This is a genomic window from Corynebacterium sp. HMSC069E04 (assembly GCF_001813175.1).
Classification (GTDB): domain Bacteria; phylum Actinomycetota; class Actinomycetes; order Mycobacteriales; family Mycobacteriaceae; genus Corynebacterium; species Corynebacterium aurimucosum.
Window position 1 is genome coordinate 22,976 of the sequence record NZ_KV811640.1, and the last position, 20,325, is coordinate 43,300.

The 20,325-nt window shown below is 63.8% G+C and carries 13 protein-coding genes; 7 read left to right on the forward strand and 6 right to left on the reverse strand.

Annotation, left to right across the window (positions count from 1 at the left end; all coding sequences use genetic code 11):
- Positions 1–110: 110 nt before the first annotated feature.
- The 7 genes from HMPREF2896_RS02990 (at position 111) to HMPREF2896_RS03020 (ending at position 13,475) form a co-directional block, all read left to right on the forward strand.
- Positions 111–1,142 (forward strand): alpha/beta hydrolase, encoded by a 1,032-nt coding sequence (locus tag HMPREF2896_RS02990; RefSeq protein WP_070717576.1) that lies wholly within the window; start codon positions 111–113, stop codon positions 1,140–1,142.
- A gap of 301 nt (positions 1,143–1,443) precedes the next feature.
- Positions 1,444–3,357, forward strand: coding sequence for an alpha/beta hydrolase-fold protein (locus HMPREF2896_RS02995; protein ID WP_371325727.1), 1,914 nt, complete (start codon positions 1,444–1,446; stop codon positions 3,355–3,357).
- A gap of 8 nt (positions 3,358–3,365) precedes the next feature.
- Complete coding sequence (locus HMPREF2896_RS03000; protein WP_070717578.1) at positions 3,366–3,884, forward strand: hypothetical protein; 519 nt, start codon at positions 3,366–3,368, stop codon at positions 3,882–3,884.
- A gap of 54 nt (positions 3,885–3,938) precedes the next feature.
- Positions 3,939–4,871, forward strand: coding sequence for a cutinase family protein (locus HMPREF2896_RS03005; RefSeq protein WP_070717582.1), 933 nt, complete (start codon positions 3,939–3,941; stop codon positions 4,869–4,871).
- 138 nt (positions 4,872–5,009) lie between these two features.
- A complete protein-coding gene (locus HMPREF2896_RS03010; RefSeq protein WP_070717584.1) occupies positions 5,010–6,869 on the forward strand; it encodes a FadD32-like long-chain-fatty-acid--AMP ligase in 1,860 nt (619 codons plus the stop codon).
- Positions 6,870–7,086: 217 nt separating this feature from the next.
- Entirely contained in the window at positions 7,087–11,931 is a 4,845-nt protein-coding gene (locus HMPREF2896_RS03015; protein ID WP_070717587.1) for a type I polyketide synthase, read from the forward strand.
- Positions 11,904–13,475: an acyl-CoA carboxylase subunit beta gene (locus HMPREF2896_RS03020; RefSeq protein WP_070443300.1), complete on the forward strand. Its 1,572-nt coding sequence runs from the start codon at positions 11,904–11,906 to the stop codon at positions 13,473–13,475. Before HMPREF2896_RS03015 ends, HMPREF2896_RS03020 begins: the two co-directional genes overlap by 28 nt.
- Before the next feature lie 297 nt (positions 13,476–13,772).
- On the opposite strand, the gene HMPREF2896_RS03025 is transcribed toward HMPREF2896_RS03020, so the two are convergent.
- The 6 genes from HMPREF2896_RS03025 to trmB all read right to left on the reverse strand — a co-directional run bounded on the left by HMPREF2896_RS03025 (position 13,773) and on the right by trmB (position 20,131).
- Positions 13,773–14,786: an HNH endonuclease signature motif containing protein gene (locus HMPREF2896_RS03025; protein WP_070717590.1), complete on the reverse strand. Its 1,014-nt coding sequence runs from the start codon at positions 14,784–14,786 to the stop codon at positions 13,773–13,775.
- A gap of 195 nt (positions 14,787–14,981) precedes the next feature.
- Positions 14,982–15,329, reverse strand: a complete 348-nt coding sequence (locus tag HMPREF2896_RS03030; protein ID WP_070443304.1) for a DUF3054 domain-containing protein — start codon at positions 15,327–15,329, stop codon at positions 14,982–14,984.
- Positions 15,330–16,340 (reverse strand): lysylphosphatidylglycerol synthase transmembrane domain-containing protein, encoded by a 1,011-nt coding sequence (locus HMPREF2896_RS03035; RefSeq protein WP_070443306.1) that lies wholly within the window; start codon positions 16,338–16,340, stop codon positions 15,330–15,332.
- Positions 16,337–18,739 (reverse strand): MMPL family transporter, encoded by a 2,403-nt coding sequence (locus tag HMPREF2896_RS03040; protein WP_070717592.1) that lies wholly within the window; start codon positions 18,737–18,739, stop codon positions 16,337–16,339. The genes HMPREF2896_RS03035 and HMPREF2896_RS03040 overlap by 4 nt, the downstream gene beginning before the upstream one ends.
- Positions 18,740–18,746: 7 nt before the next feature.
- On the reverse strand, positions 18,747–19,358 hold the full coding sequence (locus tag HMPREF2896_RS03045) for an NYN domain-containing protein (RefSeq protein ID WP_070717595.1): 612 nt from the start codon (positions 19,356–19,358) through the stop codon (positions 18,747–18,749).
- A complete protein-coding gene (trmB, locus tag HMPREF2896_RS03050; RefSeq protein WP_070443313.1) occupies positions 19,358–20,131 on the reverse strand; it encodes a tRNA (guanosine(46)-N7)-methyltransferase TrmB in 774 nt (257 codons plus the stop codon). Before trmB ends, HMPREF2896_RS03045 begins: the two co-directional genes overlap by 1 nt.
- Positions 20,132–20,325 lie beyond the last annotated feature (194 nt).

Here is a 20,325-nt window from a genome sequence, read left to right on the forward strand (position 1 = left end):
GCGAAAATTGCCAGGGTGCGTTACGCTAAACAAGATTCTTGTTATTGATCTGTAACTATCGCTGGCGTGTTGGCGATGTAGTAGTGGCAGTAAAAACGTTAAGGAGAAACATGAGTTCACTAAGCTCTGGCCTGCGGACTCGGGTCCTCTCAGTGGTGGCAGCCATCGCTGTGGCTTTGGGTCTGGTAGTGACCGCGGGTACGCAAGAAGCATCCGCCGCCAACCGGGACTGGCTGCGTGGCGACGCCACCGGTGCCTGCGAGTGGGACCGCGTCGGCTACTGGGTACAGCGCTGCGACGTGTGGTCCCAGGCAATGGGCCGCAACATCCCAGTGCAGATCCAGCCGGCTAAGAACGGCGGCAACGCAGGTCTGTACCTGCTCGATGGCCTGCGCGCTACCGATTCCACCAATGCCTGGATCAATGACGTCAACGCCGCGCGCACCTATGTAGACCACAACATCACCCTGGTGATGCCGGTGGGTGGCGCAGCGTCCTTCTACGCGGACTGGAACGGCCCGGCCACCTATGACTTGGTCAAGCCGGTCAACTACCAGTGGGAAACCTTCCTGACCCAGGAACTGCCGGCCTACCTGGAGGGCAACTTCGGAGTGGCCCGCAACAACAACTCAGTTGCCGGCCTGTCCATGGGCGCTACCGCTGCCATCACCCTCGCTGGCAAGCACCCGGAGCAGTTCCGCCAGGCGCTGTCCTACTCCGGCTACCTCACCACGACCTTGCCGGGCGCTCAGACCTTTATGCGCCTGGCGCTTCTCGACGCTGGCGGCTTCAACATCAACGCCATGTACGGGTCCATCATCAACCCGAAGCGCTTCAGCAATGACCCCTTCAATCTGATTCCGGAACTGGCTGCGAACGGAACGGATGTCTACGTCTCCGCCGCCTCCGGCATCCCGGGGCCGCTGGATCAGCAGCGCTACCGTCCGGAACACATCGCGGCCGGCGTGGCGCTGGAGGGCTTTGCCAACGGCACCACCCGCCTGTGGGAGTTGAAGGCTCGCGCCATGGGTGTTCGCTTGCAGACGAATTACCCGGCCCAGGGCCTGCACAACTGGGAGCAGTTCGGCTACCAACTCGAGCGCTCCAAGCCGCAGGTGCTTAACGTTATGAACGCCTGGTAAGTACTTACTGTCTCGCCGCCGTGCTTAAGAGCACGGCGGCTTTTTCATTGGTTTGCTGGGCGTGTCCCCCTACCGAAAGTCTCAAGTTAAACTTAAACTTGAGAACACATTAGACCGCTCACCACGCGTGCGGCGGCGAGTTCCGCAGGAGGGGAACCTGCGGAGCCCGCTCGCGGCACCGCGTGCCCTCATCTCGATTTACCCCTACAAGGACTCTTCAATGCCGAACACTGCGTCAACTCAGCCCCGCCGGTCCGCCAAGGCGTCCGGCCTGCGTTCCCCGTCCGCAGCCCGCAAGGGCCTGACCATCGCCGCACTGCCCACCGCCGTGGCAGTGGGCTTTGCGCTGCTGCCAATCGCCAACGCGCAGTCGTCCAGCTCCTCCACCGAGGGCATTACTGATCTCCTAGGCAGCTCCAACCTTTCCGATTCCTTCGCTCCCTCTAATCCGCCGCAGCGTACCCCGGTAGATACCGAATACCCGGAGATTGAGGGCCTGCCGGAGGGCGTATCTGTTTCCCGCGTTGAGTACCTGACCAACCGCCACCTCATGGTCTACATCAAGTCCGCTGCCATGCCGGACAAGGAGCAGGTCGTACAGATCCAGCTCGCGCGTGACTGGTACTCCAGCCCGGATAAGACCTTCCCGGAGGTCTGGGCGCTGGACGGCCTGCGTGCCCGCGATGACGAGTCCGGCTGGACTATCGAGACCAACATCCTCTCCCAGTACGCCGACCGCAACGTCAACCTCATCATGCCGGTGGGCGGTGAGTCCTCCTTCTACTCTGACTGGCAGAAGGAGGACAACGGCACGCACTACATGTGGGAGACTTTCCTGATGCGGGAGCTTATCCCGATTCTGGAGAAGGGCTACCGTTCCAACGGCAAGCGCGCCGTTACCGGTATCTCCATGGGTGGTACCGCCGCCATGAACCTAGCTGAGCGGAACCCGTGGGCCTTCAAGTACGTTGGCTCCTTCTCGGGCTACCTCGATACCACCACCACGGGTATGCCGGAGGCTATTACCGCTGCCCAGGCTGATGCTGGCGGATTCACCTCCACCAACATGTGGGGTGACCTCTACTCCCAGGATTGGATTGACCACGATCCGAAGCTGGGCATCGAGAACCTCAAGGACATGAAGGTCTACGTCTCCGCTGGCAACGGCAAGGATGACTACGGCCAGCTTGGTTCGGTGGCCAAGGGCAAGGCCAACATGGCCGGCGTGGGTCTAGAGGCAATCTCCCGCATGTCCACCCAGACCTTCGTTGACTACGCCAAGCGCGCCGGTGTCGAGCCGGTCGTGAAGTTCCGCCCGACCGGCGTTCACAGCTGGGAGTACTGGCAGTTCGAGATGACCGAGGCCTGGCCTTACATCGCTGATTCTCTCGGCCTGGACAAGAGTGACCGCGGCGCTGACTGCACCCCGATCGGCGCTATTGCAGAGGCTACCAAGTCCGGCATTATCGGTGACTGCGTGAACAACGAGTATGACGTTGCCGATCGCGGCAAGGCCCAGGACTTCCAGGCCGGTACCGCTTACTGGTCCCCGGAGACCGGTGCCCACGCCGTCATTGGCCGCATTGGTGCGCGCTACTCCGAGCTCGGTGGCCCGACCTCTTGGCTGGGCTTCCCGAAGACCGGCGAGGAAAAGACCCCGGACGGCCGCGGCCGCTACGTCCACTTCGAGCACGGTTCCATCTACTGGACCCCGGAGACCGGCGCTTGGCCCATCTCGAAGGACCTCTTCGATGCCTGGGGCAAGAACGGCTTCGAGGGCGGCGACCTCAAGTACCCGGTGTCCGAGCCGCGCAAGGTTGGCGAGGGCGAGGTCCAGGACTTCGAGAACGGCGTGCTGACCCGCAACCCAGATGGCTCCACCCACATCGTGCACGGTGCCATCGGCGCGAAATACAAGGAGCTGAAGGCTGCCGAGTCCGAGCTGGGCTACCCGGTGGGCGAGGAGACGGCCGTCAACGGCGGCTTCTTCCAGGAATTCGAACACGGCAACATCTACTGGTCCATGGATTCCGGCGCGCACTACATCCTCAAGGGCAAGATTTTTGATGAGTGGGGCAAGCACGGCTGGGAGCAGGGTGAGTTTGGCTGGCCCACCAAGGACTACGCCTCCATTCCGGCAGGCGGACTGACTCAGTCCTTCCAGCACGGCGTCATTCGTGAGGTCATGGGCCAGGTCCAGGCGGATAAGAAGTAGGGACTGTCATGCGTCTTTTCTCTGCCCGACCCACCGCAGCAGCTGGTGCGGCGGTGCTGCTTGCGGCCGGCACCTTGCTGAGCGCTTGCGGTTCCGCCACCGTCGACGAGGGTGATGCCACCGAAACCTCCGTGGCTCCGCTGGAGCGCTCCTCGGTGGCGAGTGGTGAATCGTCGGCAAGCAAGGCATCCGAAAGCTCTGCATCCGCCTCAGGCTCCGCATCGGCCGAGCGAACGCCAGGCGAGGAGCCGGAAGACCGTGGTGCGCGCGAGATCTCCGAAATCCCAACGCCCGCGCCCGCGCAAGGCCCGGACCAGGACTTCCTGGCTGCAGTGGCTGAGAAAGGTGTGAACATCGACGGCGTAGAAGACCAACTGGTGGGTGCTGCGCAAGCTTCCTGCCAGGGCGATGCCGTCACCGTGCCGGCTGTGGCCGGGCAGCTCATCGAGCAGGGCCGCACGGAACTCAGCCACGAGGACGTCGTCCAGCTCATCACCGAGCAGGGCAACAAGCTCTGCGCTCAGTAATGTGGCAGGGATTTTCCAGCCAATCCCGCGCCTTGTCAAGGTAGAAATTTCTTCATGCGTAAAACACTCACCGTCCTTGCCGTCGTTGTTCTCCTAGCCGTGATTGGCGGGGGAGCGGTCCACTTTCTCAATAGCAATGAGGAAGGAGAGCAAGGGAACCTGGCGGAGCCCGCCCCCTCCCAGGAGGAGGGGGACGCGAGCCCCGAGCAACCGGACTGGTGCCCGCGCGTGGAGTTTATCTCCGCTCCGGGAACGTGGGAATCCGCTGCGGACGATGATCCCATTAACCCAGGCGCGAACCCGAACTCCTTCATGCTGTCGATTACGAATCCTCTGAAGGAGGCCTACGTCCCCGAGGACGTCAAGGTGTGGACGCTGCCGTACACCGCGCAGTTTAAGAACATCAACGCGCAGCACGAGATGAGCTACGACGATTCCCGCAACGAGGGAACCTCGCGCCTCGAGGGTGAGTTGACCTACATGCACGAGACCTGCCCGAACACGAAATTCATCCTGAGCGGCTTTTCGCAGGGTGCGGTCATCGCGGGTGATGTGGCGGACCGGATTGGCGGCGGTAACGGTCCCGTGCCCGCAGAAAGCGTGGCGGGCGTAGCTCTCATTGCGGATGGGCGGCGCCAGGATGGCGTGGGCATTAACCCGGGCGCGCACGTCGGCGGTGTGGGCGCGGAGATTGCCCTGCAGCCGGTCTCGACGTTGATTCAGGGTATCGTCCCGGGTGCCACGATGCGCGGTGAGCGCGCCAATGGCTTCGGGGCGCTGGCGGACCACACCTTCCAAATCTGTGCGCCGAATGACTCGATTTGTGATGCCCCGCTGGATGTCAGCAACGGGCTCGAACGCGCGCGTGATCTCATCGACGCCAACGGTGTTCATGCACTGTATGCCTACAATCCGGACGTCATCGAAGGCACCACGGCCAATCAGTGGGTCACGCAGTGGGCGAAGGACACCATCGACGCGCAGTAGTGCTTGGCGACGCCCCCGCACCCCACCTCCACCGCGTGCCATGTAACGCTCGGCACATCTCTTCTGATATTTTCAATGTCAAAAGTACGTGAAGTAGGGGTGCGTGCCCCTCTCAACCCTACGAAGGAGCTTTCCCACATGGACCTGAAAGCCTTGATCGGCCAGTTCTTCGACGAGAAGGGCAACATTGCCCTGCCGCCTCACCTGACGTTGGCGGGGCTCGCTGAACACGTCTATGCCGCGGAGCAGCAGGCGGGAATCCCGGATCGCCCGGTCATGCGCCAGTGGGTCTATACCGATAACCCGGAGGGCACCCCGCGCGATATCACCCGCTCCCAGGTCAATACCCGCATCAAGGCGGTAGCAGCACGCCTGCAGCAGGTAGGCAAGATGGGGGATCGTGTGGCGATCCTGGCGGGCAACTCTCCCGAGTACATCTTCGGTTTCCTCGGCGCGATGTACGCGGGCATGACGCCGCTTCCGCTCTACGATCCGAACGAGCCCGGCCACACCGATCACCTGCGGGCAGTCTTCGGCGATGCCAACCCGTCGATCGTGCTGACCAACAACATTTCAGCTGCGGCTAACCGAGCTTATTTCGCGGACCGCCCGGCGTCTGAGCGCCCGCGCATCATCTCCATCGACTCCCTGCCGGATTCCTTGGCGCAGAGCTGGGTGAACCCGCTGGAGACCGAGGAGGGCAAGGCGGCCCTGGCCGCGCTGCAGACCGCGCCGGTGGACCACCCGGCCTTCCTGCAGTACACCTCCGGCTCCACCCGCACCCCGGCGGGTGTGCTGTTGACCAACCGCAACATCATGACCAATGTGTTGCAGATCTTCACCGCGGTGCAGATCAAGCTGCCGGCGCGCGTGGTGTCCTGGCTGCCGATGCACCACGATATGGGCATCATCCTGGCAACCTTCGTGACTATCTTGGGCCTCAACCTGGAAATCATGACGCCGCGTGACTTCGTGCAGCAGCCCAAGCGCTGGATTGACCAGCTCAAGCGCCAGCCCATCGATGAGCAGCTGCAGGGAACCTATGCCGTGGTTCCCAACTTCGCCCTCGAGCTCGCCGCGCGCTACGGCGCCCCGGCGGAAGGTGAGACGCTGGACTTCAGCAATGTCGATGGCATCGTGATCGGCTCGGAGCCGGTCACGGAGTCCGCGGTGAATTCCTTCTGGGAGACCTTCGGCAAGGAAGAGTACGGCTTGCGCCGCGATGCCCTGCGCCCCTCCTATGGCATGGCGGAGGCTTCGCTGATTGTGACCACCCCGCAGACATTGGAGCGCCCGATTATTTCCCACTTCGACCGCGAGCGTTTGGCCGACGGCGAGGCGGTCATCGTGGAGAAGTCCGCGGACTCCGTGGCTTATGCCTCCTGTGGTCAGAGCGTCGTGGCTCAGCACCTGACCATCGTGGACCCAGAGACCAAGGCCGAGTTGCCGGATGGCCGAGTGGGCGAAATCTGGCTCCACGGTGATAACCGCGCGGCCGGTTACCTGGACCGCGCGGAGGAAACCACCTCGACCTTCCACAACACGCTGGGGGAGCGCCTGAAAGAGGGCTCCCGCGTGCCGAACGCGCCGGAGGATAACAACTGGTTGGCCACCGGTGACCTGGCGGCAATCGTGGATAACCAGCTCTACATCACTGGCCGCCTCAAGGACCTCATCGTGGTGGCTGGCCGCAACCACTACCCGCAGGACATCGAAGGCACCGTGCAGGAGGCCTCGGGCCACGTACGTGCGGATTCCATCGCGGCCTTCTCCGTGGAGGGTGGTAGCACCGAGGAACTCGTGCTGCTCATTGAGCGCGCCGACGGTGCCAACCCAACCGATGACGCCGCCGCGTCCGAAGCCATCCGCTCCGCAGTCTCCGCGCACCACGGCGTGACGCCGGCCGTCATCCAGTGGTTCAACGCTAATGAGATCAAGCGCACCTCCTCGGGCAAGATTGCCCGCCGCGTGGCGAAGAAGAGCTACCTCGCTTCCTAGGCCTTCCGAAACCACGCCTTTTCAACCCCCGTTTCCGCGCTACTGCGGGGCGGGGGTTGCCGCTGCCTGTGGGTATGTCGGTTATGAAACCCAAGTTAACAAAGTGGGATAATCGTCCGATAGCCCCTATATACGCATCGATGTGCGCGCTTTTGTGCTGCGCAAAATCGACCGCACATTTAGTTAGTTTTAGTCCGCGTAAGAAAGCTAGAGATTTATGACCGTTGAAGAGCTTCGTGGCTGGCTGCGCACCTGGGTTGCGCAGACCACCGGCCTATCAGCTGAGGAAATCACGGACACCAAACCGTTGGAGAATTTCGGGCTGTCCTCGCGTGACGCAGTCGTCCTCTCCGGCGAGTTAGAAAACCTCCTCGGGATTAAGCTCGAGCCCACCGTGGCCTACGAGTACCCCACCATTGCGCAGCTGGCCGAGCGCCTTGTCAACGGCGCGGCCGGCACCTCGGCAGAAAGCGCGCCGCGTGAGGCTTCGCCGCGTTCTGCTTCCCTCGCGGGCGGGGATATCGCCGTCATCGGCTATGCCGGCCGTTTCCCGGGAGCCAAGAACGTCGACGAGTTCTGGACCATGCTCGTCGAGGGCCGCGCGGGCACCGGCCCGTTGCCCGTCGGGCGCTGGTCGGAGTACTCCTCCGACCCAATTACCAGCGAGAAGATGGAGCAGCAAAACACCGACGGCGGCTACATCGAGGACATCGCCTCCTTCGACGCCGAGTTCTTTGGCCTCTCCCCGCTGGAGGCAGCCAACATGGACCCGCAGCAGCGCATTCTCCTAGAGGTGGCGTGGGAAGCTCTCGAGGATGCCGGCGTACCCGCCAACCAGCTGCGCGGCACCGCCACCGGTGTCTACATGGGCTCCACCAACAATGACTACGGCATGCTGATTACCGCCGACCCGGCGGAGATGCACCCTTATGCCATGACGGGTACCTCCTCAGCGATCGTGGCTAACCGCCTTTCCTACGCCTTCGATTTGCGCGGCCCTTCCCTCAACGTGGATACCGCGTGCTCGGCTTCCCTCGTAGCGGTCAACCAGGCGGTGAAGGATCTGCGCGTGGGTGCGGCCGATACGGCCCTCGCCGGCGGCGTGAACATCCTGGCCTCGCCGCACGCCTCCATCGGCTTTAGTGAGCTGGGGGTTACCTCCCCCACCAGCGCCATCCACGCCTTTTCCGATGATGCCGATGGCATCGTCCGCGCGGATGCGGCGGGCGTGCTCGTGCTCAAGCGCTTGGAGGACGCCGAGCGCGACGGCGACACCATCCACGCCGTCATCAAGGGCTCCGCGGTCAACTCTGACGGCCACTCCAACGGCCTGACCGCCCCCAACCCAGACGCGCAGGTCGACGTCCTCGAGCGCGCCTACGCCGACGCCGGCATCCGCCCGCAGGACGTGGACTACGTCGAGGCCCACGGCACCGGCACCATTCTCGGTGACCCCATTGAAGCCACCGCGCTCGGCCGCGTGTTGGGCCCGGGCCGCCAGGCCGCCAACCCGACCCTGCTGGGCTCCGCCAAGACCAACATCGGCCACTCCGAGTCCGCCGCTGGCGTCGTGGGCCTCATCAAGGTCATCGAAGGCATGCGCCACGGCGTCATCCCACCAAACATCAACTACGTGGGCCCCAACCGCTATATCGATTTTGACGCAGAGCACCTCGAAGTGGTCGAGGATCCGCGCGAGTGGCCTGAATACTCCGGCCAGAAAATCGCCGGTGTTTCCGGCTTTGGTTTCGGCGGCACCAATGCGCACGTCGTCCTTACGGATTACCGCGGGCTGACCCACCAGGACACCCCGCAGGTCGCCATCGGCGAGGGCCAGCCAGTAGCCCTGCCGGTCTCCGGTTTGCTGCCATCCCGCCGCGCCGCGGCAGCGGCTCACCTGGCGGACTACATCGAAGCGGAGAACCCGAACCTGCTCTCCCTGGCCCGCACCCTCGCGCGCCGCAACCATGGGCGTTCGCGTGCGGTAGTAACGGCGTCGTCAAGCGAGGAAGCTGTCAAGCGCCTGCGTCAGGTCTCCGAGGGGACCGTCTCCGTCGGGATCGCCGCGGCGGATTCCCCGACGGTGCACGGACCTGTCTTCATGTACTCCGGTTTCGGCTCCCAGCACCGCAAGATGGCTAAGGACATGATCGAGATCTCGCCGCTGTTCAAGGAGCGCTTGGAGGAGCTTGACGCCATCGTCCAGCGCGAATCCGGCTGGTCCATTCTGGAGCTGGTGCACGACGACGCCCAGACCTATAACACCGAAACCGCGCAGGTGGCCATCACCGCCATCCAGATTGCGCTGACGGACCTGCTCGCCACCTTCGGCGTGCGCCCGGCCGGCGTTATCGGCATGTCCATGGGTGAAATCGGCGCGGCCTACGCTGCGGGCGGCATCACGGCGGCCGACGCCATGCTCATCGCCTGCCACCGCGCGCGCCTCATGGGCGAGGGCGAGGCTTCGCTGCCGGAGGACCAGCAGGGCGCCATGGCCGTCGTCGAGCTTTCCGCCGAGGAGATTGACGCCCTGCCGGGTTCCATCGAACCCGCCGTCTACACCGGCCCGGGCATGACCACCGTAGGCGGCCCGCGTGAGGAGGTCCTCGCGCTGGTGGAGCGCCTCGAGGGCGAGGGCAAGTTCGCCCGCGCGCTCAATGTCAAGGGCGCTGGCCACACCTCCGCCGTTGACCCGCTCCTGGGTGAGCTCTATGCAGAAATCGCTGGCATCGAGACCCGCCCGCTGCACACGACGCTCTTCTCCTCCGTGGACCGCGGCAAGGTCTACCGCCCCGGTGCGGTGCTGCACGATGAGGACTACTGGATCCGCATGACCCGCAAGCCCGTCTACCTGCAGGACGCGGCGGAAGCGGCGTTCGCGGCCGGCCACATGCAGATCGTGGAGATTTCCCCGAACCCGATTGCGCTGATGGGCCTGATGTCCACCGCTTTTGCCGCGGGCAAGGCGGATGCGCAGCTGCTCTACAGCCTGAAGCGCAAGGTGGAGCCCACCGAGTCACTTCTGGACCTACTGGGCAAGCTCTACGTTGCTGGAACGCCGGTGGATTACACCAAGGTCTTTGGCTCCGGCGCGCTTGTCGACGCCCCCCATACCCACTTCCGCCGCCAACGTTTTTGGACCAATGCTCGTCCGTCTTCTGGTGTGTCCGGTCTGCCGGGTGCGCGCGTGAGCTTGCCGGAGGGCGCGGTGGCTTTCTCCACGAACGCCGACCAGGCGCCGAGCGCGCTGGCCATCCTGGAGGCTGCCGCCGAGGCCGTGACCCCGGGCGCCCATATCGCGGCGAGCGAGGAGCACCTCGACCTGCCCGCGAAGGGCGAGGTCACCACGATTGTCCGCCGCACGCTGGGTGGACTGTCGCTGGCGGTGCACTACGTGGACGGAGCAAGCACCAAGCTTGTCGCGGAGGGCTTTGCCTCGACTCTCAACCTTGCCGAACCCGCTGCGGCCCCGGAGCCGAGCCTGCCGCAGGCTGTGACCGCGCCGCAGTTCGCGGACCCCGACGTGGGCGCCGATGCCGTGCGCTGGGACCCGGCGACGGAGAGCGTGGAGGAGCGCTTGGCACTCATCGTGTCGGAGTCCATGGGCTACGACGTCTCCGATCTCCCGCGCGAGCTGCCGCTCATTGACCTGGGCCTGGATTCGCTCATGGGCATGCGCATCAAGAACCGCGTGGAGAATGACTTCCAGATTCCGCCGCTGCAGGTGCAGGCGCTTCGCGACGCCTCCCTCGCCGACGTCATCACCATGGTTGAAGAGGCCGTGTCCGAGCAGCCCGGTTCTGCCGCACAGGCACCGGCCGACGCGGCTGCTGAAGCTGGAACCGCGAGTACTGACGCACCTTCCGCACTCACCGAGGCTGACCGCACCGGCGCGAACGACACCACCGTGAGCGCGAAGGGCGGCGCAGATAAGCCGAACGGCGAAAGCGGCGGCATGGATGAGAACCGCGAAGGCGTCGGCGTCGCACCGCGCGATGCCTCCGAGCGTATGGTCTTTGGTACCTGGGCCACCTTCACGGGCAAGGCCGCGGCCGGCGTGACCTCTGCGCTGCCGCAGGTCAGCGATGAGGTCGCCGCAAAGATTGCCGAGCGCCTCACCGAGCGCGCCGGCATCGAGGTCACCGCACAACAGGTCCAGGAAGCCGAAGCCCTGGAGAATTTGGCAGACCTGGTCCGCGAGGGCCTGGAAACTGAGGTCGAGGGCAATATCCGTGTGCTGCGTGAGGCCGATGGCCCGGCCGTCTTCATGTTCCACCCGGCCGGCGGCACCACCGTGGTCTACCAGCCGCTGACCCGCCGCTTGCCTGCCGACGTCGCCGTCTACGGCGTGGAGCGCATCGAGGGCAGCCTGGAGGATCGCGCCGCCGCCTATATCGAGGACATCCTGCACTACGCGCGCGGGCGCAAGGTCGTGCTCGGCGGCTGGTCCTTCGGCGGAGCGCTAGCCTACGAGGTGGCCTACCAGCTGCAGGAGCGTCAAGCTCGCGGCGAGGATACTGCTGAGGTTGCCTTTATCGCTCTGCTGGATACCACCCAGCCGGCTAACCCAGCGCCGAAGACACTGGAGGAAACCAAGGCCCGCTGGGGGCGCTACGCCGCCTTCGCCAAGAAGACCTATGGCCTCGACTTCGAGCCGCCCTACGAGATGCTGGAGACCGTGGGCGAGGATGCACTCATGGCCATGCTCGCGGAATTCCTTAGCTCCACCGACGCCTCTGAGCACGGCCTGTCCGCCGGCGTGCTAGAGCACCAGCGCGCATCCTTCGTGGATAACCAGATTCTGGGCTCGCTGGATATGGGACGGTGGGCGTCGGTAAGCGCGCCCGTCATCCTCTTCCGCTCCGAGCGCATGCATGACGGCGCCATCGAGCTCGAGCCTGCCTATGCGGAGATTAACCCGGACGGTGGCTGGGGCGTTATCGTGAAGGATCTGGAGATTGTGCAGCTGCCGGGCGACCACCTGGCGGTTCCCGACGAGCCCGCAATCGGTATCGTGGGCAAGCACATGGAGGAATGGATCGAGGAGAAGATTCGGAAGTGACTAGCACCGCTGACAAGCTAGCGGACCTACGCGAGCGCCTCGAACGCGCCCAGGATCCCGGCAGTGAACGCTCCCGGGCGCGCCGCGACGAGGCTGGGCGTTCGACTCCGCGCCAACGCATCGCCGCGCTTCTCGACGAAGGCTCCTTCGTCGAAACCGGCGCCCTGGGCAAGACCCCCGGTGACCCGGATGCGATTTACTCCGACGGCGTGGTCACTGGTCACGGCCGCATCAATGGCCGCCCGGTGTGTATCTACGCGCACGATAAGACCGTGTATGGCGGTTCCGTGGGCGTGACCTTTGGTAAGAAGGTCACCGACATCATGGATTTGGCCATCAAGATTGGCTGCCCGGTTATCGGTATCCAGGATTCCGGTGGTGCGCGCATCCAGGACGCGGTGACGTCTCTGGCCATGTACTCCGAGATTGCCCGCCGCCAGCTGCCGCTATCTGGCCGTAGCCCGCAGATTTCCATCATGATGGGTAAGTCCGCTGGTGGTGCGGTGTATGCGCCGGTGACCACGGACTTCATCATCGCCGTCGATGGTGAGGCGGAAATGTACGTGACGGGCCCGAACGTGATCAAGGAGGTCACGGGCGAGGAAATTTCCTCCCACGACTTGGGCTCCGCGCGCCAGCAGGAGCTCAACGGCAACGTGTCTGTCGTGGTGCCCTCGGAGGATGAGGCCTTCGACCTAGTTCGTGACTTGCTGGATCATTTGCCTCTGACCTGCTTCGACGAATCCCCGGTCTTCGATGCGCCTTCTGATGAGGAGGTAGCCCAGGACACCGAGCTGGATTCCTTCATGCCGGATGATACGAACGCCGGCTACGACATGATGGACCTGCTCACGCAGCTTGGCGACGATGACGATCTCATCGAAATTCAGGAAAACTACGCCCCCAACGTCATCACTGCCTTTGGTCGCATTGATGGCAAGGCCGTGGGTTTTGTGGCCAATAACCCGATGCATTCAGCGGGTTGTATCGATGCGGATGCCGCCGATAAGGGCGCGCGCTTTATCCGTATTTGCGATGCCTACAACATCCCGCTGGTCTTTGTGGTGGATACGCCGGGTTACCTGCCGGGCGTGGACCAGGAGAAGGCGGGCTTGATTCACCGCGGCGCGAAGTTTGCGTTTGCCGTGGTGGAGGCCACCGTGCCGAAGGTCTCGCTCATCGTGCGCAAGGCTTATGGCGGCGCGTATGCCGTGATGGGCTCGAAGAACCTGACCGGTGATATCAACCTGGCGTGGCCGACGGCCCAGATCGCCGTGATGGGCTCGGCCGCCGCCGTGGTCATGATTGCGGGCAAGCAGCTCGAGGCCGCCGAGACCCCAGAGCAACGCGCGATGACGAAGAAGATGTTCATGGACTTCTACGACGAGACCATGACCGCACCCTATGTCGCCGCGGAGCGCGGATACCTCGATGGCATGATTAAGCCCTCCGAGTCGCGCTTGGCCCTGCGCCGCGCGCTGCGCCAGCTTGCCGATAAGCAAGAGAAGGACCTGCCCAAGAAGCACACCATCTCCCCGCTCTAGCGTCCTGGGGGTTAACTGCCTCGTGTTAGCTGCTCCCGGGATGCATGCTCACTGGGCGACCTAAGCCTCCGCCGCGCGCCCCAGGCACGGGGCGTAACGTTTGGGACCGTTTCGTACGATAGGCATAAAGTCTAGGAATTCAATCGAAGGAGAAACCCAATGCTCTCTAGCGTTCTTGACCTCAGCGGTGACATCATCAACCTCGTCATCATGCTGCTCAACCAAGCAGGCGTGAACGTTGGCGCCCTGAGCTCGAAGTAAGCCAGCGCTTCTAGCCCCTCCTTGTGGAGGGGCTTTTTAATCCCAGACCGGGCTGGGGATGGGGATTGGTGGAGCGCCGTCGGGAGGCAGCCATGCCATGCGGCCCTCAACTCGGTCGATGCGCCCGCGATATGTGGGTCGGGCGGGGTCATCGTCATTGATGGCGTTGTGATATTTACATAGCGGCACGAGGTTGTCGAGGTTGGTCGGTCCGCCATCCTGCCAGCGCCTTATATGGTGCATCTGGCACTCCGCGGCTGGTCGTGTGCAGCCGAGCCAGGCGCACGTCGGATGCTCTGCACTGAGCAAAAGCCGCTGTTTATCGTTGGCAAAACGGCTCCCGTAATACAGATTCACCGGCCCCTCGACCGGGTGGAAGAGCGAGACAAAGCCTCGCTCGGCAAACTGCGTGCGGAGAAATTCAGCGCCGGTCATGGTGCCGCCGTCAGTTGCTTGCAGAATAATATCGTCGCCCTCACCGCGCACAATCTTGTCCAGCTGCTCTAGTCGCACAATCACGTGCGCATGCAAGGCTGGCTTCGGTGCGCCGCCGCCGGAAAAGACTTCGTGGACGGCCTTCAGCAGGTCGTCGGAGGTGGCCTTAAGTGTGCCCACCAGATTGGCAATCGCGCGCGGACGGTCCGTGATGATGAGTTTGTGCATGCCTCCCGCACTGCGTCGCACGCGGACGCCGGGGCTAGGCTCGGGTTTAAGTTCCGAGAGTCTTAGCTTCGCCACGCGCGCAATCTCGCCCTCGGGGGTCGAGCACAATTCCACTCGCAGATCCCAAGCTTGGCGTGAGTTTTTGACGCGTGCCACATGACGCTCAATCTGCAGCAGCGTATCCAGCGCATGGTCCGTCTCCCGCGCACGGCGCTGCTTGGCAGTGAAAGCAGTCTGGCCAAAATAAACGCGGTGAAGTCCTTCGAGCTGCCGCGCCATGCGAGGCGTCGCGCCCAGCGCCAGCATCTCCTCACGGGTGTGGCCTGCGCACAAGGACACGACGTGCATGCCGCGAGCGAGTACCCCGAGTAAGTCCCCCAACTTCATGCCTCACACCCTAAACCGGCCTAAAGCACCCCGCAACCGGAACGCCAAACTCCCAGCTCAAACACCCGAACGTAAGGGGTGAATGTACCATTTCGACTGGGAGTTAGTTGTGACGCGTTGGACTCCGGCGGAAGTTAAGGATGAAAGCAGGCCCCCGGCGTCGTGTAGGGCGAATTGGCAGTTGAAGCACAAACCTTAGGCGCGGGAGCGGGACGCAAAGGCCGCGATGGCTCGCCAGCCAAAGAAGAATAGCGCGGACATCACGGTGGCCACGATGAGGAAGGACCAGTGCGGCAGGCGCCCGTTGACCAGCATCCACAAAGCCATGCCGCCGATGACGGCGCTCAGCCACACGACGGCGCCCTCCTTCCACAGGCCGCTTAGCTTCGTGGCCATGATGATGACCCAGCCGACGAGCGCGCCCACGGTCCACGGCCAGAAGGCATCAACCCAGGAGCTAAAACTCAGGCCACCATGCGCCAGGCGGGCGAGGATGGCGAAGAGTACGAGAGCGAGGACGTCGATAAGCGGGGCAACGCGCATTTAGGATTCCTTCCGGTTCAACGCCGCGTAAGAAAAGCCATCGCGGGCGTAGTGGGCGAAGTAGATGACCCATCCAATGATAGTGATGAGCGCAAAGGAAATAAGCCGGTAGATGATGGCCGCAGAGGTGGCGTGCACCACGGTCAGGCCTGTCGCCACCAGAGGGGTGATGAGCGCGGCCTCCACCGTGCCCACACCACCCGGGGTGACCTGCGCGGACCCAGCCAGCTTCGCAGCCAGGAAGGCCAGGGCCACACCGGCTAGTGTGGTGTCGTCAGCACCGGCGCGCAGCCACGGGATCTCCCCGGTTACCGCCCACACGGAAGCCCATAGCGCGGCCATATCGGCCAGGCGGTGAACCAGCGACGCCCCGGCAACTACAACAAAGGGGCCGCGCGAAAGGTGGACCTCGCCCAGGTTGCGGACTTCTTGGATCGCGCGGTCCCGCTTCGGGCCGGGCCGCAGCTTGCGCAGCCAGCGCTCAAGGGTCACCGGGTGCGAGGTCAGCCAGAAGATGCCGCCGAGTGCCGCGAGCATGAGGGCGATGGTCGTGATCAGCGAACCCAAAGCCATATCTGCGTTGAGGAAAAACACCCCGCCCAGGCCAATGAGCGCGAGGAACATCGAGCTAATGATCGAGGACAAAAACAGGAAGTAGCTGCACAGCGCCACCGACGCGCCCCAGCGGCGCTGCACCTGGAAGGTGAGCAAAGCCGAAAAGGCAGGGCCCGCAGGCAGAGTCGTGGACCAGGCATTGGAGGCCAGCGTGATGGCGTAGGTCTCGCGCAGCGGCACCTCAACGCCGCCGGCACCGATGAGCCGCTTCATTACCTCCGCCATACCCGCGATGGACAGCAGCGCGAAGAACACCACCAGCACGACGGGGAAAGGTTCGGCGTGGCGCAGGCGGCGCAATCCCTCGGAGATGAAGTCCAGCTGGTCGCGGAAGAACCACGCCAGCGCGGCCAGAATCAGCAGGGAGATTATCCAGGTCAGCCAGTTCTTCTTCATCGACCATCCGTGGAATTGAGGCGCTTGACCAGCTCAGAGAAGGGGATGAGCTCCTCGTCAGTATCGGCACTGCGGTTCCCGCGTACGGCGGCTTCGTTCGCGGCGCTTGCCGACGCCCCCTCCACCTCGACCTGTTCAGCCGGAGTCACGGGGGAGTAGTGCGGTTCTGCCTGCTCGGTGGACCCAGTCGAAGAACGCGGATCGTCCCGCTCGCTAGTAACGGCGGGGGACGGCGCAGCCTGTTCAGTCGGTGCGGCCTCTTCGTTGTTCAGCACTGGGGCGGTGGGCGCCGGCTCGGCAGCCGGGGAGTTCTCGCCGCCGAGGCGATGGGTCAGGCGCGTGAGGAAGCGCGGGGCCCACCAGTTGTCCTCGCGCAGCAGGTGCATGACGGCGGGGACGAGGAGCATGCGGACGATGGTGGCGTCGATAAGCAGTGCAAAAATCATGCCGAAGGCGATGTATTTCATCATGACGATGTCGGAGAAGCCAAAGGCTCCCGCGACCACAATCATGATGAGCGCGGCCGCCGTGATGATGCCGCCGGTGTGCGCGGTACCCGCCGCGATGGCCTCGTCCGTGGAAGCGCCCCGGCGGCGGGCTTCTACCATGCGCGAGACTAGGAAGACCTCGTAGTCCGTGGACAAGCCAAAGACGATGGCGATGATGAGCACCAGAATCGGGCTCATCAGCGGGCCGGCGGTGAAGTTGAGCAGGCCGGAGCCGAGGCCATCGACGAACATGAGCGTCAAGATGCCCAGCGTGGCACCCAGCGAGAGCAGCGTCATGATGATGGCCTTCAGCGGCAGGATGAAGGAGCCGAAGACCAGCGCCATGAGGAGGAAGGTGGCCAGCACCACGTAGAGGGCCATCCAAGGGAGGGTCTCAAAGAGCGCGTCGAGGGATTCGACCTCCATGGCCGGGGTGCCGCCGACATACAGCTCCACGCCCTCCGGTGCCTCGATGTTCTCGAGTTCGTGGACGATGCGCCCGTAGTCCTCGCGGTCCTGGATGCCGGCGCCGAGGACGGTGGTGCCGTCGACGGTCGCGGTCTTCGGGCCCATCGGCTCGGTAAGGCCCTGGATGGAGCGGGCTTGCATGACGACGTCGACAAGCTGCTCATTGGTCGCGTTCTTCACCACGAGCTTGACCGGCTCGGTGCGGAAGGAGGGAAATTGCTCGTTGAACTGGTCCTGCGCTACGCGCGCGTCCTGGTTGGGTGGCAGGTAGGTCTCATTGATGCCGCCGAATTTCACGCCCAGCACCGGCAAGGTCAGCGCGATGAGCAGCGCGCAGATGGCGGTGGTCATCACACCCGCGCGGCCCATGGCCCAGCGCGGCATCCGGTACCACCACGTGTCCTCGATGCGGCGCCCGCGCCGCGAGGTCTTGCGCACGGTCCACTTATCGATGTTGGGGCCCAGCATGCCAAATAGCGATGGCAGCACCGTCACCGACAGCAGAGCGGCCAGGCCGACGGCGGAGATGGAGCCGTAGGCCACGGATTTGAGGAAGGCCTGCGGGAAGAGGAAGAGCCCGGAGAGGGATACGGCCACCATGGCGGCGGAGAAGACCACGGTTTGGCCGGCAGTAGCGGTGGTGATCGCCACCGCCTCTTTCGTATCGCGTCCCTTGTCCAGCTCCTCGCGGAAGCGCGAAACCATGAACAGGCCATAGTCGATGGCCAGGCCCAGTCCCAGCAGCGTGACGACGGCCTGCGCGAACACGTTGACCTGCTGGAAGCCAGCCAGGATGGAAAGAATGCCTAGTGAGCCCAGGATGGACAGCCCGCCCACGACGAGCGGCATGAACGCCGCCACGACGGAGCCGAAGACCACGAGGAGCAGCAGGCCGACGAGCGGCAGGGCGGCCTTCTCCGCGCGGGAGATGTCCTTGGCCATGCCCTCATCCAGCGCGTCGGCCACGGCGGTGGCACCCGCGACCTGCACGGGCAGCCCACTGGAGTGCAGAGAATCCTCCATGGTGCGGAAGTCCTTGAGGGTCTGCTCGCCGTCACCTTTGAGCCCGATGGCGGCGAAGGCCGTGGAGTGGTCCTGCGTGATGAGGTTCGGGTTGCGCTTATCAAAGTAGCTGGTGACAGAGTCAATCTGTTCCGGATGCTGAGCCTTGAGGTCATCCAGAAAGGCCTTGGCCTCGGTGGCGTGGGCATCGGGATCGTCGAAAAGCAGGATGACGTCGCCGGAATTATCGCGGCCGAAGGTCTCCAGCTCGATCTGTGCCGCGCTTGTCGACGCCGCCCCCGGGTCCTCCCAGCCCTCCTGACTCATGCGCTCCTCGAGGCGGGTGCCGAAGCCGAAGAAGAGGCCAAGGATGAGACCCACGATGATGAGCGGGATGACCTTGCGGTGGGCATAGGAAAAACGGCCCCAGGAATAAAACATGCGGCTCCTAACTGTGCTCGGGCGCGCGTTCCGGAAGCAGCGCGGACAGCGGGCGGAAAGGCTGCAGCCAGGCGCCACCTGGAGGCAGATTATCTAGGTTAATGCGCGGCAGCGGTTCGCGGAAGACACCCTCGATGTCTTCGAGGTCGACGAATTCGATGTCGGGGTGGGTCAGCGCCCAGGAGGCGTGCTCATGGAAACCGAGCACGCAGGTGGGCAGACCGGAAGCCGTGAGCTGCTCCAGCAGGTGCTGGAAGTTCTGGCCATCAGCCGAGGCCACGATGACACCGGAGAGGTTCTCGCGGTTGGCCTTGATGTATTCGACCATGTCGGGGTCGACATCATCGTCCTCGTGAAGCTTTGGCTTGGCGAAGACGGCGAAGCCGACGTTGCGGATAGCCTCGACCCAGGGGCGGATGACGTCGGCGCCGCCGGGAGTGACGTTGGTGAAGACGGCGGCTTCGGGGGTGGCGTCGTTGTCAAAGGCCAGCTCTACCAGCCAGCGGCCGATGGCATCAAAACGCGGGCGGTAGGCGGCGGTGGGGCGCCCGCCGAGGATGGCGCCAAGCCCCATATCCATGTTGGGCGCATCCCACACCAGAAGGTAGGTGCCGGCCATTACTTCTTCTCCCAGAGGTACTCGGTGATGACGTGTTCCTTATCCAGGCCCTTGCCCTCAAACTTGGTGATGACCTGGCGGTCCGTCAGGATGGGGCATTCCGGCCAGGGCCAGCCCTTGTAATCGAGGGAGGGCTCGACCTCTACGAGCTCGTCGATCCACTCGGCGTAGCCGGCGTGGTCGGTGGCCACGTGGAGCACGCCGCCGGGTTTCAGGCGGGAGGCGAAGAGGTTGAGGGTGCCGGATTGGATGATGCGGCGCTTGTGGTGGCGGGCCTTGGGCCACGGGTCCGGGAAGAAGATACGGATGCCGTCGAGGGACTCGGGCGCGAACATACGCATGAGAACTTCGATGCCATCGCCGCGGACCATGCGGATGTTCTCAATATCGTTGCGGACAATGGAGCCCAGCAGCTTGGCTAGGCCTGGCTTGTAAAGCTCGACGGCAACAATGTTGGTGTCCTTTTCCAACGGGGCCATCGCAGCAGTGGAGGTTCCGGTGCCGGAGCCGATTTCCACGATGGTCTTAGCCCCCTCGCGGTTGAACCAGGCGGGGATGTCGAGGGGTTCGTCGGCAAGCAGGCGTCCCAACTGAGGCCAGTGCTCCTCGAAGAGGGCGTTCTGGTTGTCGGTGAGGGTGCCGCGACGGAAGGTCACGTTGCCGAGGCGTGGGTAGTCCAAATCATTGTTGAACTCGGCGTTGAAATCCGTCTGGAGGCCGCGGCCATGAGGCATCTGCGCGGCGGGATTCTGGGAGGAGTCTGCACTATTCATCAGTTGACATTGTTCCCTTAAGCAGGGGTGAGGGGCAACGTGCCGCGCCGTGGAGGGTGGAGGGTGCCTAGGCGGAGACAGATCAGGGCTCCGCGGGGGTAATAGGACGGGCGTACTGGATGAGTGATGCTTAGAAACAGAGCCCCCGTATGGGGGCGATTGGGGGCGGTGGGTGCCATATTTCACACTTCGCT